The following is a 16,786-nucleotide window of genomic DNA, read 5'->3' on the forward strand; positions in this document are numbered from 1 at the left end:
AGCAGGGGATTCCCGTGCTCGACAAGATCGCTGGGCTGCTGGCGCTGCTCTACGTGAAGGACATCGAGGACAAGGATGCGGCGGCGCTCAAGCTCGATGCGATCGGGTTCACGTCGCGCGAGATTGCGGCCCTCCTTGATGTCGGGCCGAACTACGTCAACGTCGCCCGCCACCGTAAGAGCAAGAAGCGGTAGTGCCGAAAATCAACCAGGAGCTGCTTGAACGCCTCGCCGACAAGATGGGGATCACCATTAAGGCGGTCTACAATCACGTCCAGAAGGTCATGCGAGAGACGCGGCTGGAGCGAAATCTGGCTGCTCTGGAGCTCGCCCATCGTGTTGGGGTGAACATCAGCCGGTATTCGACGGCAGAGGAGCGAGCCGAGCTCCGCGGCGGCGTTTCGTCTAACAGCCGCCGGCACCGGGATGATGCGCCAGTGGAAGCCGTCGAGCGCCCGGTGCGCCGTGCGCAATCGCGTGCGAAGAAGCCGGCGAAGCGTACCAAGGGCAATACCGTCTTTGTGGTCCATGGCCGTGATGATGCGCTGCGCAGGTCAATGTTCGAATTCCTGCGCGCGCTGGGATTGCATCCGCTAGAATGGGAACATGCGATCGACGAGGCAAATGAGGGGAATCCCTACGTCGGAAAGATCCTGAACGTTGTTATGGAGAAGGCCGAGGCCATCGTCGTGCTGTTCTCGCCCGATGACCTCGTGGAGCTCAAGCCGCACTTCGTCAAGGCCGCGGAGCGGTCCACCGAGGGCAAGCAGCAGGGCCAGGCGCGACCAAACGTTCTGTTCGAGGCTGGCTTGGCGCTCGGCGCCTATCCTGACAAGACCGTGATGGTCAGCATCGGCAGGGTGAAGGACTTCTCGGACATTGGCGGTCGCCACATGGTGCGTCTGAACGATAGCACACAGAGCCGCAACAGCTTCGCCAGTCGTCTGGCGAGGAAATGCCAAGTCAATCGGATCGGTAATGACTGGATGACTGCAGGCAAGTTCGAGCCAACCGAGTCTAAGCCGGCGAAGAAGCGAGCTTAGGATTGTGTCTAGATAAGGAAGGCCGCCCTCGCGGGCGGCCTCATCGTCGTCTCGGCAGTGCAGACGTGATCAGCGCGCCGCGACGCGCTTGGCGTCGAGCTCGAGGATTGCGGCTATGATCCCGTCGTCGTCATCGAACTCGGCATGACGCACGATCCTTAGTTTGGCGTCCAGGCCCTTTGATGTGAAGGCGCAGGTTGCGATGATCTTACGCTGCAAGTCGGACGTCTTTTGGATGAGATTCGTAGGGGCGCCGTTCATGGGGTCACGTTTGACCGCGAGATCCCACTGCGCCGAAAGGATATCATGGTGCTTGATCATCGCGAGCAGTGCGGCGTCGGGGTTCTACTTGGACGTGGTAGAATGGTCGGTAGCCTGGGCCATGTGTAACCTCCAAGGTGGCTCGGGTTAGGCTCGGCAGGCATTTCACAGATGTCGGCCGGGCCGCTGTACTCGACGGCATCGCCATGCTGCTCCTTCGCCTGACTCAACGTCAACGTTCCGGATTTCACAACCTGGTGTTGCACCATTTGAGTGCATTCGTCAGCGCACCAGGATCGCGCGCTTCGGCCGGTAGCAACTCGATGACGATCTCGCGCGCGGCCCGCACCCAATGGGGCAGCGGCAGAATCGCATCAGCATGAGGCTCGGCGGCCCGACCATAAAGGCGCAGATGTCGGCTTTCGGGAGCTAAGCAGAAATTCTCTGCTCAATCAGAGCATTTGCCGGTTTTGACCCATTGCGGACTCCGCTGAGTGCTAGTCACCTTTGGCACAAACTGCACATCACATATTTCTTCATGTTCACTAGCATGCAGACATCGCTAAGGCGCGATTTTGCAGTGCAGTATCCAGGTGAATGCGGAGTGAAGCATGATCAACACAGACGCGCGCGAACGAACAGCGTCGCCAAGAAAAATTGATCGCCGTACTCTGCTTTTGGGAACGTCCATGCTGGCTGCAGCTGCAGCGATGAGCAGCGCGGCGTTCCCGCAGGACCAAAGAGCTGCGCCCGCTACCGCACAGCCAGCCGTACCCTCGGGCCGCCAGCCCAACATCCTCTTTATCATGGGCGACGACATCGGCTGGTTCAACGTGAGCGCCTACAATATGGGAATTATGGGCTATCGCACGCCCAACATCGACCGAATAGGCAGGGAGGGTGCCGTGTTCACTGACTGGTACGGCCAGCAGAGCTGCACAGCGGGTCGAGCCGCCTTCATCACGGGACAGACGCCGGTGCGCACGGGACTGACCAAGGTCGGCCTGCCCGGCGCCGAGCTTGGCCTCGGCCCACTAGATCCCAGCGTTGCTGATGTCCTGAGGACTTACGGCTATGCCACCGGCCAGTTTGGCAAGAACCATCTCGGCGACCGCGACGAGCACCTGCCGACGGCGCACGGCTTCGACGAATTTTTTGGCAACCTCTATCATCTCAACGCCGAGGAAGAACCGGAGAACCCCGACTACCCGAAGGATCCCGAGTTCCGCAAAAGGTTCGGACCGCGCGGGGTGATCAAGTCCAGCGCAGACGGAAAGATCGAGAACACCGGACCGCTCACCAAAAAGCGGATGGAGACTATCGACGAGGAATTCCTCGACGCGGCCAAGGACTTCATCGGCCGCCAACACCGCGCCAACAAGCCGTGGTTCTGCTACTTCAACTCGACGCGCATGCACGTCTTCACGCATCTCAAGCCGGGATCCCAAGGCAAGACCGGCAAGGGCCTCTATCCGGATGGCATGGTCGAGACCGACGGGCATGTCGGCGAACTCCTGAAACTCGTCGACGATCTCGGCGTCGCCGACGACACCATCATCGTCTACACAACCGACAATGGTGCTGAAGTGTTTACCTGGCCCGACGGCGGCGCGACGCCTTTCAAGGGCGAGAAGGCCACCAACTGGGAAGGCGGCTTCCGCGTGCCGTGTCTGATCAAGTGGCCCGGAGTCATTAAGCCCGGAACCGTCATCAACGACATCTGTGCACATGAAGACTTCATACCGACATTCGCGGCCGCCAACGGGGATGTGGACCTGGTCGAGCGGACGAAGAAGGGCACGACGTTAAACGGCAAGCAGTTCAAAGCGCATTTCGACGGCTTCAACCTGCTGCCGTTCCTCAAAGGCGAAGCAAAGGAGTCGCCGCGCAGCGAATTCCTATACTGGAGCGACGACGGCGATCTGATGGCCATTCGCGTTCGTGATTGGAAAATCGCCTTCATGGAGCAGCATGCTGAAATCAATCCGAAACTTCCAATCGGAGTCTGGCAAGGCCAATTTACGAAGCTCCGCGTGCCCAATTTGTACAATCTGCGGGCCGATCCGTTCGAACGCGCCACAACAAGCATGCTCTATAGCGATTGGCACTCTCACCGTGTCTTTCTACTCGTGCCCGCACAAGCCATTGTTGCGAAGTATATCGAGAGCTTCAAGGAGTTCCCACCGCGCGCAAAAGCGGCGAGCTTCACGATCGGCGATGTCCTGGACAACATCATGACGGCGGGCCCGGGGAAAAATTGATGCTCTGTCCATCGGGGCGGCGAATCGTCCGCTCCTGTCAGTAATTGGCCCTTCGCGGACCTCCTGCAATGTCCGCTTGTGCGCCGCTGTCGGGAGCATTGCGGACATCAAACGCGCCTTGGACGGCACGTAGGATCAGCGTCGCGACGAAGCCAACGAGATCAAATAGTTTGGTCATCGCACGCCGTTGTGAAAAGGTCGCCAAGCGAAGCCGCCGCTACATCCACGGTCGACCTCGCCGGCTCCCCCGAGCGCTCGCAGTTGGATGGGCTGCACGCGCTTGAAGGAATGAAAGTCAGCGGCGGGCGCCACAGGGAGACCAAAACGCCCGCCGCCGGGCGCAACCCGCTGCCCCACGGAGAAAAGCAGCGTCGTGACGGTCGCGGTAACTCATCCCATGTTGCGACAATGCCACCACCGGTGCCGAGCGTGGCTGCGGTCACGCGACGAACTTGCATCTGCAGCTGGAAGACACCGACCGCGAGCGGGATCGAGACCGGCGCCTGATCGGGATCATCAGCAAAGATTACCGTGACCCCAGTGCCGCCGGCCCCGATGGTCACGATCAAACTGGAAGTGACGTCGGAGAGATCGTTGTTAGGATCGGGGGTGATCGCTTTGGCATGGCGCCCCGACGACATCGGGGCGCGCTGGGTTGCGAACAACGGATCGCGCGCGGTCTTCGTCATCGAAATAATCCTAACGGAGTGGGGTTCGTGTGCGATGAAGCCTCAGCGGCCAGCGGGCGAGGCCGGACGGGGTGGATGACGGCAAGTGGCCGCGGCGCGGTGGCGTCCGTCGAGAGGCGCGCCAGGACTGTGGTCCAGCGGCGAAGTGCTTCCATCATCTCATCAGGCGTCGGCTCTGGCCGTGATGCCTCGCTGCATGCCACAGCCGCGCGCTCGCCGGCCCTAAGCCATTTCAGTTTGACCGAGGACCCCGGGCCGGACCGTCCCTGTTCGCCGAACACTGCGGCGATCGCGATAGCATCCGCCTCAGCTTCGACAAGCTGACTACGCGCGGCCTCGCGCCGCGCCAGTGCTGCCGCGTGCTCCTCATGAAGCACAGCGATGAGATCGCCGTCGAGATCGTCCACGCCCGCGGCGATCAGTTTGGCCAGGCGCGCTCTGGCCGGCGATAATATTGTCATGCGGTGATCTCCCTGGTTTTGTCGACTGGCACGTAGCCCGCGGCGGTTTTCACCATCAGCTTGTTCGCGGCCGGAGATGGATCGGGATCGAGGCCTAGACGCTCCCTTACCTGGTTGATCGTCATGACGCGGTTCGGCGTAGCTGTTGAGAATGATCGACTGCTTCTCCTGGTCGATCTCGTCTTCTTCGATCCATACGAATTCCAGATCGTCGGAAAGAAACTCATCGGCGATCACGCCGTCTAGCAGGTCCTTCGCCCAATTTTTTACCGGCTCGATTCCCTCTTCCTCCGATTGCCGTTCGTGCTGCTCGGCGATGGAGCGGTTCGAGAGCGTGACGAAGGCCGACGGAGGATACGAGAACGCAAAGCAGATGATCCGCACCAGCCACTCGTCTATCTCCGTCTTGAGCGGCGGTTCCTTGAGTTGCTTATAGTCCCCGCCGCCGGGCATAAACTTCATCTGGCGGCGGCGACCGAGATTGCCAACAAACAGATTGTCCCAGTAGTCTTGGAATTTCTGGATCTGGTCCGACGTCCATGTCGGAGGCAATCCGTACAAACTCTCGGGCTGGTTGCCTTCGCGGTAATATTCCAGTTGATGTGTCGCGCGGCGCATCGCGGTCGACACCGTCTGCACCAATTGCTCGCACGGGCTGAAGCCGTATACGTGGCCGGGCCGGACGTTCATTGGTGCGTAGCGTAGGTCCCACCTTGTGAGTGAGGCCGCCGGAAGCCCGTGCAGAATCTGCTGAAACATGGGCGGAAACATCGTGCCACCGACAAGCCGGAAGCCGAGGGCGCGATGGTTCTCCAGCGTGATGGTCTGGCCGTTCCACTCGAATGGCGCACCGGTCCATCTAATCGGCCGCGGTGCGCGCCCATCTGGTCCGATGATCTTCTTGACGGTGCTGCCGTCGACGATGCGGAGACCGACGAGGTCGCCGCTATAATTGCGGTCGCAGTAGATCGAAGGCGCATCGATGACGAATAGGTCATCGAGTAGAGAACGAAGCCAGGCGCGAAAGTTGACGTCGTGGTCAGGCGTCTTGATGAAGTTGGTGATGTCGGCGATGCGTCCCCTTGTGGCAGGTGATAGCTCACTGGTCTTCGGACGCCGGCCGGTGTCTTCGTGCTTGAGTCGGATTCTCCAGGGTAGTCGGCAGATTTGATCCTTTTGGCGCTCAATGATGAGGCGGACCGGATCGTAGCTGTCAGCGAGCGCCCGCAGCGAGACGAAGTCGATTGACTCGTAGGCGCGGGGCTGAGTGTTGAGATTGTAGCCAGGGACAAAGTCCCAGGCCCGTCCGGCAACCTCCGACGGTGCCAGAGGCCGCATCGGTGCCTGCGGTCCGAACCAGTCCGCACCGGTGCCCGGCGGTGCTGTCGGGTATCCGCCGTTGGCGTCAATCTCAGTCATCAACCGCGCTTCACCGCGTGGGGTTGAGATCTTATCGAGTTCGGTCATTCGGCAAACCTCGCGTGCCGCCGCGCGAAGCGCTTGCTTCGGTCGGCGACCTCATTGTGTTCGGCAAATGCTTGGTTGCGGTATTTCAACCAGGCCGCGATTTTAGCGAGCGTCGCGTTACCGGCTTGCAGTCTAGAAACATGCTCCTCGAGGAGTAGTTTTTGCTCCTCCAGCAGCGCGGTCCGCCGATCCGCTTTCGCCAGTTTGGGTTGGCCTGGTTGGATCGTGGCCTGGGCCTCGGCGTGGTCGGCCAGGATTGTCTCCCATTGGCCATCGAAGCGCCGGCAGATCTGCTCGTAATCACGCCGGAGCACTTCGTTACTTTTGAACAGCACGACGGCGTCCTCCGCATCATTGCTTATGATCGCTACGGTGCTCATCATCACCGATATCCCCGTTCCTGAAGCACCTCGCGCAAAACCGCGCCGGGGCTGTAGCCCCGTAGGGCTTCCCGCGCCATTCTGCCTCGATCGAGCGGATGAATCGGGCGTTGCGCCTCGATCTCGGCGAGTATTGCATTAATGTTGACGCGGGCCGGCTCACGAAGCGGCTCAAGACCAGCGGCAATCTCTTGATTCGCAGCGACGAGATTGGGGGTGGAGAGCGCCCCCTTGAGCAGGCGGCGAGCGTGATCTTTGCTGACGCGAAATACTAACTCGTTTCCATCGAGCTCGACGAGGTAAGCGTGGCCGTCGTCCTCGAGATGGGACGGCGCCTGGTCCTGCGGCGGCCAGACGATGCGCACCTTATCGCTAACCGGCGGCGGCGCGATCGCCGCCTCGACCATGCGCTGGTAGTGCACGAGCATCGACGGCACCGGCGCGCCGAGGTCGGGACAGGCCAGCGTCACGGCGCCGGCTGCACTGGTTGCCCAGTCATCATGTTGCCCAGACGGGTGATCGATGTTCGCACCACGCCGCACCAAGGTCAGAAGCTGGTTTCGCAGCTTGGCGCTGTCCAACAGCTCAACTTGGTCGGCGTTCAGCGCCACCTCGACATTCTCATAAAGATCCGTGCGGGTCGCCTTGTGGACGACGTAGTCGATGCCGCAATCGGCAAAGTCCCGGCGGAAGGTTTCGCCAGCATAAGCATCACCACTGACGGTTTTGATCCGATAGCGGGAACAGGTGGCCGCGAATCTCGCCACGGCGAGTCGGGGATTAAACGGGATCGCTTCGCCCTGATTGATGACCAGGTCGATGACCACCCTACGGCCGTCCCAATGCGCGATCGCGAGTGTCGCATCGTCGCTGCTGCCACCAGACATGTCGACGAAGGCGAGGTAATCGATTCCGTCGACCGGATCGAGCGCATGACGCCCGGTGACGATGGCACGCTCTACTATGCCTTGGTCGAAGAAAGCTCCTTGTGGAGCACCCGGCGGATTATGATGAAGGCGCCGAAAGCGCGCCGACGGCAGACGGCGGCGCTGCTGTGCGAGATAGCCGAGACCTTCCGGCCATGACCGCCAGCTAGGATTTGCGCGTTGATCCGGCGGCAAACTGACGGCTGCCGGATCGGTCGTGAAGTCGGCCGAATACCACGAAAACAGCATTCGCGGGTCTTCGCCACTGATGCCGATCTTCTTCAAATCGTGAAGCGGTGCGCCTTCGAAGTCGAGGAGACTGTCATAGCTAGTCACCCACTGCAGGACGTCGCCGCGGGTCGGGTCCGGCTGTAGGGCCTCCATCAGGCTCCAATCGCGGTAGGCGTGGATTTCATCGTAGCCGATGAAGCAGGCTGTTTTGCCGTGCTGGCCCGCGACGTTGTTCGCCGGCAGCACCCGCATGGTACCCTTGCCGTCCTTGCGGCGGATTCGTCGGAGAGGATCTCTAGCTCCTCCGCAATGTCGGGATTGGCCGCAATCAGCTTCTTGGCCAAGTCGAGATCTTGCTCGGCTTGGTCCTTATCATTGGCCACGATCAGGACGTCGGAGCCTTGCGGACTTTCGCGGCACACCAGGCAGTAGAGACCGGCGAGGATAAGGTCGAGACTCTTGTTGTTCTTCTTTCCGCGGCCGCTGACCACCAGGTTGATTGCTGGGATGCTGGTGCCGTCCAGGTAGGTGTCGAGCGCCCTGCGGAAGATTTCACGCCGATACGGTTCGATCACCAGCGGCTTGCCGTCAATCCAGTTCAAGCCGGCGAAGAACTCGATCGACGTGATCGGCGGCATCACGCTCTCCTCGCATGCAAGCCGAGGAGGTCACGAAACAGCGGCGCCTCGTCCGGCCGCGGCATGCGGCCAAGCTTCAGGTCGCCGTTACCGGCAACGTCGAGCACGGCGAGGCCGAGCAGTTTCCGGACCGTCGCGGCGGAGGTTCGCTGCCTGATGGTTACGATCAGCTCGCCATGATGGGGCCTGATCTCGCCAGTCGTGCCCGCGATCATGACGATGGTGCCGTCGTGCACGCGGGTGTGATACTCGTGCACCATCAGTACGTCGGCCAAAGCCCGGAGGCGGCGTGTCGGCGGTGCGCTCACAATGCCTCCTCCGCGGCCTTCCGGGCCGCGCCGATGGCGGCGATGCGCTCCGCGGCGGACGGGCCAGGCGAAGTCTTCGCCGGTGCCGGTGGCGCCGGCTTCTGTCCGCCCGCCCTCATGGATTGGTTGATCAGCCGCCGCAGCTCTGTGGTATCCCCACCGATTGCTTCGATCTGCTCGGCACGCCAGACCAGGACGGCGAGGTTTTGGGCCCAGATCCTGTCGGTCGTGTTTGCCGGCCGATTGAGATCGGTGAGCAAGCCGGTCGCGATCTCATCTCGATGAGCGGCATCGGCTTTCAGCCGCCTCGCCAACTTCGTGCGCCCATCAATTTTGGATAGCGCGGCTATCTCCGCCATTCGAGCACTCATCGCCACTGCATGTTCGCGGTATGTCCACAGTATCCGCCCAGCATTTTGTTTCAAATGACAAGTTCGTAATAGCTGTTAAAAATCAATGGCTTGCACGGGATCGGTGCAGATGTGTTTCGGAGCGTCCGGAGGCGAGGCCGAGGCGATAGGTTGCCGAGTTTTCCCGATTCAGTTACGAAGCCGGGCAAAACAAGAAGAAGACCAGCGCCCTATGAAGCAAGAAAAACAAGAAGAATTCGGAATAATTGAATTTCCCAAAAGCGCTTTCAGCTGCACGGTGCACGATCGGACTGCGACGTTGGCTGTATTGGAACTTCCGTCCTCGGCTGATATCCCGGACGCGTTCGAGCTGTTCATTGATCGCAAGCGGTTCCGGTGCCGCGCGCTATGGCGCGATGAACAGCGCCTCGGAGTTAAGTTCGTGTGAGCGAGGCGATCAGGCCGCGATCATGCGCGAGATCGCAGTCGCCGAGTAGCGCTGGCCATTCTTGGCAACATGGCCCGCGGCCTCCAGCTCGGCGGCGATGTCACGCAGCGACCGCTTGCGCCCGTTGATGGTGTAGCGGTGCAGTTTCTTCGCCAGCTCGACCATCGCGGGATTGCGCTCCTCATAGGTCTTGCGGCCGCCACACTTGCCGGTGGCCTGTAGCTTGCGCTCGCGAGCCACCTTGAGCTTTTTCACGAGACGCTTCTTTTCAAGCTCAGCAAAGGTCGCGGCGACCTGCCGCATTGCTACCTTGAACTCGTCCTCGGTGTTGGTCAGCTCGATGTCGCCGGCCGCGGACCAGCACGAGACCTGCCGCGCGATCAGCGCCACGATGCCAAGCTCTTGCACGAGCACCTTGCGCGCGAAGCGGCTAGCATCCTCTACAATGACCGTACGGGTGCCGTTCGCCTCCAGGGCATCCAACATCGCCGAGAAGCCGGGACGCGATGCAATGTCGTCCTCGCCCCACACAGCGTCATCCGAGAACGTGCCAACGATGGTGAAGCTGTTGCGCTTGGCAAACCGCTCGATCGCGGCGAGCTGGCGCTTCTGGGAGTCCTTGTCCTCGCCGACATTGGTCGCGCTGGAGGTGCGGAGATAGGCGAAAGCCTTGATTAAGTCTTTGCGGAACATAGCGTTATCCTCAAAGCCTGTATCATTTCCCTGAGGAAACGTAACAGAATGGCGCCCGGCATTCAAGGCCGCGCTTGGTCGAGCTCAGGAACGTCGGCCCGCACGTCGCGTTCACAGCGAATGAAGTGGCATCTACAGCTCGGCCTCGCCGCGCTTACGGGCTTACTAATCCTCGGCATGCTGTGGCTTAGGCAGCACGAGATCGAGATGGGCGCGCAGCGGCTCGAGCAATCCGAGCTACGGCATACGTCCAGGTAGCGGGCGCAGCCGCTTGAAAAAAATGGAGGGGCGCGGATGCGCGTGGGGAGAACGCATCCGACAGGAACGCGCGCCGGCTCGAGGGCGTTGCCCGATAGCGCGGTCCTCACGGCGAGGCTGCGTCCGCCGTCGTCGCCCTCCCTCTTCGCAGAAAGGGGCGGCGGCGGTGCGGTTCGGGCGGTTCTCGCGAAAGCCAGATTAGGGCCAGGAAAAATCCGAGCGTCCGGATGCGTCTGCCCAGAGTGTCTGCCAAGCGTGCGGATCACGCGGCGCCGACGTTCGGCCGGATTTGGAGCGAGGTGAGCCGCGGCGCGCGATCATGGGCCACTGCAGCAGCGGCTACTGAGTCAGCGAGACGGCCCCGGCCCGGCGGGGTATTTCGGGGGTGTGGGCCGGGCCGCTGCGCTTTGGTGTCGGTTGCACCAAGCAGGGGCGCGCCCACGCACACAGCGAAAGGCCGCTCTGTTCGCTTTCGCACAGTTCTGTTGCCTATTTTTCCCGAATTGATTCACATAGGCAAATGCAGTCGGGACATAAGCGGCGTACTCGCCACCTCTGCAGGTGATTGAGAGGCGATGGTGAGTGAAAGCGCGCGGGCAGCGACCAGATTTCTCATTCGCATTGGCGGCGTTGGTTGGATGGTTTACGATCGAGAACGCCGGGGTCCAGCACTGATCGGCACCGACTGGGCAGCCAGTTTGACGCGGGAGCAGGCCGAGCGAGCGTACGAAATCCTTGTTGGCTCAGCGCCCGAGTCTGAATTACCTCGCGGGCACTAGTCGTCCCAAATGCGCTCGCCACACTTACATTGGTAGAGCCGAACGGTCTTGCCCTTGCGGGTATCGAGTATGGATTGAGCCAGACGGGGGAAGGCTGCGCAGGTTGGGCAACGTGGGCCATCCTGCGTCTGTTGTTTTGGCAGTTCCGCCTTCGTCTCCTCCACCACTGACTTCGTTCCTGATCCGTAGATGAGTCACATAAGTTAATAACGGCGCTTTTGTTCCTTTCCTTCGAGCGCATCATTTGGGACATTTGGGACATCTTCCCGGCATGTCCCATTTGTCCCAGATTAGGACTCGGTGGTGACACGCGGAACGGCAGAGCTCGCCGCAGGCGCGGCCGGGTCTCCACGAGTCCAGGTCGGCGAGGTCGGGAGGTGTGCGGCCGCGCATGTGGTCCATCAATCCACGGCGCCCCGCGCGAAGCGCGTCTGGCAGGCCGTCGAGGAGACGGTGTGCTAGCGCGGACGCTTCAGGCGCCGCGCTCTCAGCCTGCGGGCCAATGGCGAACAACACGGTTGTTGCTGATGACATGGATGGCGGTGATGCCGAACCTCGAAAAGTCGGTGCCGGCGAGATCGCTGCTCGGCTGCGTTGGCAATGGCACTTTTATTCCGTGATGCGTTCTATTCTTACTTATGTCGCATCTCGCATTTTTGGTGCCACCCTGAGCGGCCAATGTTCCATTCGCCTTATGGCGTTGATAGGTTCGCTTGCTGTTGTAGCCTGCAACCTTCCATGCCGGGACTTCCAACTTCGGCCGACCTCGCTTGCGGCCGGAGCTACGCTTCGCCCGGTATCGGCGGTTGGCTGCAGCGTTCTTCGCCTTCTTCGCCGCGTCACGCTCTTTGTAGTCGGGATCATCATTGGCGCCGATGAAACGAAATCGAAGGGCTTGGCGGTCGCGCACGGTGATCTCGAGCGTGATGGCGCACTGATCGTGTGACCAGCGTCTGTTTGACGTCTCGGCGTCGGCGACGATCTGGTTGAGCTTGGCATCGGTCAGCCACGGAGCCCAGCGGCGGCACCAGCGGCGGACCGACCGCTCAGGGTTGGCGGCGGATGCCAGGTATGCATGGTCGGCGCCCCATTTTAGGATGCTCCAGCCGCGCTTGTTCCGTGGCAGCACTTCCCAGCCGCGGTGGGCGAACCATTGCTTGGCCTCTTTGAGGCGCCCCCGGGCGAGCAGCGTCTGCTTGTCGCCCGCGTTCTCCGAGATCATGGCCGCGCCTCCGCGAGAGCGGCCCGCACGCTCACGACGATTGCACGCAGCTCGCTAATGGCCCAGCGGCAAATCTGGCCATTAGCGAAACCCTCGCCGCGACCTAAGAGCAGGTCCTCGACTAGCTCGCGCTGATGAACGGGCACACGGTAGCGGTGATGGAAGCACCACCACGCCATGCTATTCCAGTCGTCGAGAGACGGCTCAGGCGGGCCCCATGATCCACGCTGGCGTGGCTGCTGCTGCTGATACTGTGGCTGCAGGCCGCGTTCCGCGGCGCCTGCGAGATCATGCAGGTCCAGGCCGGCAGCTCCAAGCGTGCGCTTCAGCGCCGCGATCGCAGCGACAGCTTCGCCGGTCTGGTTCGAGCTTAGCGCCAGCCGGAGCAGTTGGCCGATCCGTGTCGGATCGACCTCGCTCGCCTTCTTTCGAGAGCGGCGCGGCTGACGGTTCATCGGCGCGCCTCCATGTTTTTTGAGGCGAGGCGATGCAGTGGCCCTTGCGCGAGCGAGAGCGACGATCTATTTTTGTCGGCGATAGCTTTCGTGATGGTGAGCTGTCGAGACGAGCTTCTCAGGGCCTGGTCATGTCGGTGACCGGGCCCTTCCATTATGGGCTTCATGTCGTTTGTCTTTCATTCGATGTTTCGGCGTCATAGTGGTGGTCTCCTTGGTGGTGTGCTGGTCGAAAAGGTGCTGCGGGTGCCGGCGCTGCGAACGCCGAATATCATGTAGGTATCGTGCCCCGCGGCGCTACTCGCGCGCGGTGTGCGGACCTTCCCCCTCGGCATGGGGTGATGTTTGGGAATCGATCTTGAAACCCTTTGCAATTCAATGCAGCGAGTGATTCCCAAACTTTTCAAGATTTGCCGTTTTTTATAGAGTTTCCTCGCTTCCCTAGGGAGCGCCAGCAATCTCAGGCACTTAGGTGGCCTTAAGCCGAACTCGTTGAATAATGGTTGAATAAGTCGCTGGTGAACAGCGGCGGACGCCTGCGAAATTTTCTCCCGATATTGGCAGACCAGCCTCGGCCCGATGCCCCACTGTGGCTGGCGGACTCGCGAAAAATTTCCTCGTCGCCTTTGGTATCCGGAAACATTCAAACCGCCGCTGTCGTGCGCTGTCGTACGCAAGTGCCTTCGGATGTTCGCATTGACGTTGCTCATCGCACAATCAACTCTTGCCCTGTTGACCTTTGTGCGAATTGGAGGGCCACGTGAGCTACAAGCGACGAGAGAAAACTGGCGAACGACAGTCACACGCCAGTCTATCCGCTCGGGAAACCGCAGAGCAGTACACGATGCCATTTGCACAACGGATCGCCTGCACGATTGACGAAGCTCGCGAAGCGACCGGCCTGGGACGCACGAAGCTCTACGAGTTGATAGGCGATGGGCGTATCGTCACGACAACGATTGGACAATCGCCGGATTGAGTGCCTTGGCGGTAGCGACAATCTCCTGCTTGTCGGCGTCCGTCATGGCGGCACCGAGATAGAGCTCGGTGATCTCTTCGGGATGGAAAGGCTGCGTCCGGTAATCCTCTTCCCCTTCGCCGAGCGGAATAGCGAGCCGGTACTCGTTTTCGAATCTATAAGCGTTGGTCTTGGTGTAGATGATCCCTTCGAGGACTGTGCGCGCCCGTTCGGTTTGATTGCCGAATAGGGACTCCGCCGCGAAATCGGCCACCTTAGCGAAGATCGGTGGGCGCTTCTCTTGATAGGTCACGGGCGCGAATTTCAGGTACTTCGAAGCCTTCTCGACGCTTGGCGTGATGCGCAGGGCGATACCTTGGTGTTCTTTGGCATAATCCTTCCACATGCGTTCGGAGGCCTTGTCGGTTGTGACACAAAACACGCGATAGTTCTGCATGAACGCATTCGTCTCGTTCACAAACGCTTCAGACCGCGTCTTCCTACACCTATTCAGCGACGTTTCTTCATCGCGTCTTCCAACCCCTGACGAAGAGACTCCGCGGTATAGGGTTTCACGATGAGTATCGCGCCCACTTGAGCGGCTTCGGTTTGCACTGCGCTGTCACCTGTCGCGAGAACCAAGCGTAGATTGAGCCGGCGCGCTTGGACCTCCCTTGCGAGCTGCAGACCTGAAACCCCGGGCAGACCGACATCCGTGAGTAGAATGTCAACAGGGTGCTCATCCAGGAGCTTCAGGGCCTCTTGAGCCGTTCTGGCTTCTCTCACTTGGCATCCGATATCGCTCAGCATCTCCGTCGTCGTAAGGCGGATGAGGTCGTCATCTTCGACCAGCAACACGGTTGCGTTCTTGAAAGTCTTTTCATTGTCCAAGTGCCGCGATCCCAGAGCCGCGCGCCTTTGAGCTTGATTGGCCAACACGTGTCTGATTTTCCGAGCGAGCGCCTCGCGCGTATAAGGTTTGGCCAGAAGCTCTACCCCGGGATCAAGCCGCCCGCCGTGCACGATGGCGTTCTGGGTATAGCCGGATGTGAAAAGTACAGCGACATTAGGCAATCGTTCCTTGGCTTTTCGCGCAAAGTCCGGGCTCCGTAGGCTGCCAGGCATCATTACGTCGGTGAAGATCAGATCTATCGGGATGCCGCTATCGACCACAACGAGTGCACTCGCCGCATCTCGCGCCTTGACGACGCGGTAGCCGAGTTCGGTCAGCATAGAGACCGCGACTTCGCGAACCTCATCGTCATCCTCTACCACGAGAACGGTTTCCTCCCCACCTTGCACCTCGCCTGACGCAGGCCCGACCAGAGTATCTTCGCTTGCTACCGATCGCGGGAAGTACAGTTTCACCGTGGTCCCGGCACCTACCTCGCTGTAGATTTTGACGTGTCCGCCAGACTGCTTGAGAAAACCGTAAACCATGGCGAGGCCCAGGCCCGTGCCCTTGTCCTCGGCCTTGGTGGTGAAGAATGGCTCATAAACCCGTTCCAGAATGTCAGGCGGAATGCCGGTGCCCGTATCAGTCACAGCGATCATCACGTATTGTCCCGCAGACAATTCGTCATGCTGCCTGACGTATTCGTCGTCCAAGAAGGCATTGCTTGCTTCGATCGTCAGTCGGCCTTCGCCATTCATCGCGTCGCGGGCGTTGATCGCGAGGTTCAAGACGGCATTCTCAAATTGATCCGGGTCAACTAGGCTATTCCATAGCCCGCCCGCGACTACCGTCTCGACTTCGATCTCCCCGCCGAGGGCGCGACGGAGCATCTCGTCCATGTTTTTGATCAGGCGCCCGGCGTTCACCACTCTTGGCTCCAGCGGCTGCCGCCTTGCGAAGGCAAGCAATTGAGCAGCAAGTTTCGAACCGCGGGCAACACCTGCGAGGGCGCTTTGGACCCTCATCTCAGCCCGGACGTTGCCGGCGATGTCTTTGCTCAGTAGCTGCAGATTTCCACTGATCACCTGCAACAAGTTGTTGAAGTCGTGCGCAACGCCACCGGTGAGTTGCCCGATCGCCTCAAGCTTCTGCGAACGGATCATGGTCGCCTGCGCCGTCTGGAGTGCGGCTTCCGCTTCGCGGCGTTCGGTGATATCCCGCGTCACCTTGGCGAAGCCGAGAAGCTTGCCAGCATCGTCCCGGATCGCGTCGATCACCACGTGTGCCCAGAACGTAGTGCCGTCCTTTCGGACCCGTTGACCTTCGTGCTCCCAGCGTCCATCTCGGGTCGCGGTCTCAAGGCCAATCGCGGGAAGCCCGGAGACACGGTCGGCTTCCGTGTAGAAATTAGAGAAATGTCGGCCGATGATCTCTTCGGGGGCATAGCCTTTGATACGCTGCGCGCCGGCGTTCCAGCTTGCCACGTGGCCACCGGCATCCAGCATGTAGATAGCGTAGTCGGTCACGCTTTGAACGAGCAAGCGGAACTGTTCTTCGCTTTCGCGCAGTTTCCTTTCCGCCGCCCTTCGCTCGGTCAAATCGCGGGTGATTTTAGCGAAGCCGACTAGGTGCCCTTCGGGCGAGCGGATCGCGTCGATGACTACATGGGCCCAGAACTGCGTGCCGTCCTTGCGGACACGCCAACCTTCGCGCTCGAAGCGGCCTGTACGCTCGGCCTCTGCCAGCGCTTGCGCAGGGACATCCTGCGACCTCTCGGCATCGGTGTAAAAGGTCGAGAAATGACGACCTATTATCTCATCCGCCTCATAGCCCTTGAAGCGCCTCGCACCTGGATTCCAGCTGGTTACGCGACCTTCGCGATCCAACATGTAGATCGCGTAGTCGGTGATCGCTTCGACGAGCAGCCGATAACGGCCGTCGCTCGTCTGTGCGGCTTCGAAGCGGTTGGAGACTTCCATACAAATCCTATCCCAGCCCCAGTGTGGGTTGGGACACCATTTCGATGAAACGCGGCTCCATCAGTCTTAGTTCCAATGAAAGGCG

Annotated in this window: 17 protein-coding genes; 4 read left to right on the forward strand and 13 right to left on the reverse strand. The window is 60.5% G+C overall.

Translation table 11 applies throughout. The annotated features are described in order from the left end of the window. The first annotated feature begins 14 nt into the window (after positions 1–14). Both NLM25_RS12690 and NLM25_RS12695 read left to right on the forward strand, forming a co-directional pair. The gene (locus NLM25_RS12690; protein ID WP_254117121.1) at positions 15–194 is read left to right on the forward strand and encodes a hypothetical protein; all 180 of its coding nucleotides are present in this window, start codon (positions 15–17) and stop codon (positions 192–194) included. After that, complete coding sequence (locus NLM25_RS12695; protein WP_254117122.1) at positions 194–1,042, forward strand: nucleotide-binding protein; 849 nt, start codon at positions 194–196, stop codon at positions 1,040–1,042. The genes NLM25_RS12690 and NLM25_RS12695 overlap by 1 nt, the downstream gene beginning before the upstream one ends. 69 nt (positions 1,043–1,111) lie before the next feature. Here the strand turns inward: NLM25_RS12695 and NLM25_RS12700 are convergent, their stop codons facing one another. After that, positions 1,112–1,261 (reverse strand): hypothetical protein, encoded by a 150-nt coding sequence (locus tag NLM25_RS12700; RefSeq protein WP_254137155.1) that lies wholly within the window; start codon positions 1,259–1,261, stop codon positions 1,112–1,114. A gap of 653 nt (positions 1,262–1,914) precedes the next feature. Here NLM25_RS12700 and NLM25_RS12705 point away from each other — a divergent pair. Next, on the forward strand, positions 1,915–3,564 hold the full coding sequence (locus NLM25_RS12705; RefSeq protein WP_254137156.1) for an arylsulfatase: 1,650 nt from the start codon (positions 1,915–1,917) through the stop codon (positions 3,562–3,564). A 161-nt stretch (positions 3,565–3,725) separates the two neighbouring features. Here the strand turns inward: NLM25_RS12705 and NLM25_RS12710 are convergent, their stop codons facing one another. The 7 genes from NLM25_RS12710 to NLM25_RS12740 are packed head-to-tail and all read right to left on the reverse strand — an operon-like array spanning position 3,726 to position 9,023. After that, positions 3,726–4,253 (reverse strand): hypothetical protein, encoded by a 528-nt coding sequence (locus NLM25_RS12710; RefSeq protein WP_254117125.1) that lies wholly within the window; start codon positions 4,251–4,253, stop codon positions 3,726–3,728. Continuing rightward, positions 4,250–6,181: a phage portal protein gene (locus NLM25_RS12715; RefSeq protein WP_254137157.1), complete on the reverse strand. Its 1,932-nt coding sequence runs from the start codon at positions 6,179–6,181 to the stop codon at positions 4,250–4,252. The genes NLM25_RS12710 and NLM25_RS12715 overlap by 4 nt, the downstream gene beginning before the upstream one ends. Then, positions 6,178–6,564 carry a hypothetical protein gene (locus NLM25_RS12720; protein ID WP_254117128.1) on the reverse strand — a complete coding sequence of 129 codons (387 nt, stop codon included), beginning with the start codon at positions 6,562–6,564 and terminating at the stop codon, positions 6,178–6,180. Before NLM25_RS12720 ends, NLM25_RS12715 begins: the two co-directional genes overlap by 4 nt. Then, positions 6,564–7,970 carry a hypothetical protein gene (locus tag NLM25_RS12725; protein ID WP_254117129.1) on the reverse strand — a complete coding sequence of 469 codons (1,407 nt, stop codon included), beginning with the start codon at positions 7,968–7,970 and terminating at the stop codon, positions 6,564–6,566. Before NLM25_RS12725 ends, NLM25_RS12720 begins: the two co-directional genes overlap by 1 nt. Beyond that, positions 7,871–8,356: a hypothetical protein gene (locus NLM25_RS12730; protein WP_254117130.1), complete on the reverse strand. Its 486-nt coding sequence runs from the start codon at positions 8,354–8,356 to the stop codon at positions 7,871–7,873. Before NLM25_RS12730 ends, NLM25_RS12725 begins: the two co-directional genes overlap by 100 nt. After that, on the reverse strand, positions 8,356–8,664 hold the full coding sequence (locus NLM25_RS12735) for a hypothetical protein (RefSeq protein ID WP_254117131.1): 309 nt from the start codon (positions 8,662–8,664) through the stop codon (positions 8,356–8,358). Before NLM25_RS12735 ends, NLM25_RS12730 begins: the two co-directional genes overlap by 1 nt. Continuing rightward, positions 8,661–9,023, reverse strand: a complete 363-nt coding sequence (locus tag NLM25_RS12740; protein ID WP_254117132.1) for a hypothetical protein — start codon at positions 9,021–9,023, stop codon at positions 8,661–8,663. The genes NLM25_RS12735 and NLM25_RS12740 overlap by 4 nt, the downstream gene beginning before the upstream one ends. Positions 9,024–9,246: 223 nt before the next feature. On the opposite strand from NLM25_RS12740, the gene NLM25_RS12745 reads away from it, so the two are divergent. Beyond that, positions 9,247–9,462, forward strand: coding sequence for a PilZ domain-containing protein (locus NLM25_RS12745; RefSeq protein WP_254137158.1), 216 nt, complete (start codon positions 9,247–9,249; stop codon positions 9,460–9,462). Between the two features lie 9 nt (positions 9,463–9,471). Here NLM25_RS12745 and NLM25_RS12750 read toward each other — a convergent pair whose 3' ends face one another. The 5 genes from NLM25_RS12750 to NLM25_RS12770 form a co-directional block, all read right to left on the reverse strand. Then, the gene (locus NLM25_RS12750) at positions 9,472–10,221 is read right to left on the reverse strand and encodes a recombinase family protein (RefSeq protein ID WP_254137159.1); all 750 of its coding nucleotides are present in this window, start codon (positions 10,219–10,221) and stop codon (positions 9,472–9,474) included. A 1,458-nt stretch (positions 10,222–11,679) separates the two neighbouring features. Beyond that, positions 11,680–12,414 (reverse strand): hypothetical protein, encoded by a 735-nt coding sequence (locus NLM25_RS12755; protein ID WP_254117136.1) that lies wholly within the window; start codon positions 12,412–12,414, stop codon positions 11,680–11,682. Then, positions 12,411–12,869, reverse strand: coding sequence for a hypothetical protein (locus NLM25_RS12760; RefSeq protein ID WP_254117137.1), 459 nt, complete (start codon positions 12,867–12,869; stop codon positions 12,411–12,413). The genes NLM25_RS12755 and NLM25_RS12760 overlap by 4 nt, the downstream gene beginning before the upstream one ends. A 947-nt stretch (positions 12,870–13,816) precedes the next feature. Continuing rightward, positions 13,817–14,284 (reverse strand): DUF2971 domain-containing protein, encoded by a 468-nt coding sequence (locus tag NLM25_RS12765; RefSeq protein ID WP_254117138.1) that lies wholly within the window; start codon positions 14,282–14,284, stop codon positions 13,817–13,819. Between the two features lie 53 nt (positions 14,285–14,337). After that, positions 14,338–16,701, reverse strand: coding sequence for a PAS domain S-box protein (locus NLM25_RS12770; RefSeq protein WP_254117139.1), 2,364 nt, complete (start codon positions 16,699–16,701; stop codon positions 14,338–14,340). Positions 16,702–16,786 lie beyond the last annotated feature (85 nt).

This window comes from Bradyrhizobium sp. CCGB01, from assembly GCF_024199795.1.
GTDB lineage: Bacteria > Pseudomonadota > Alphaproteobacteria > Rhizobiales > Xanthobacteraceae > Bradyrhizobium.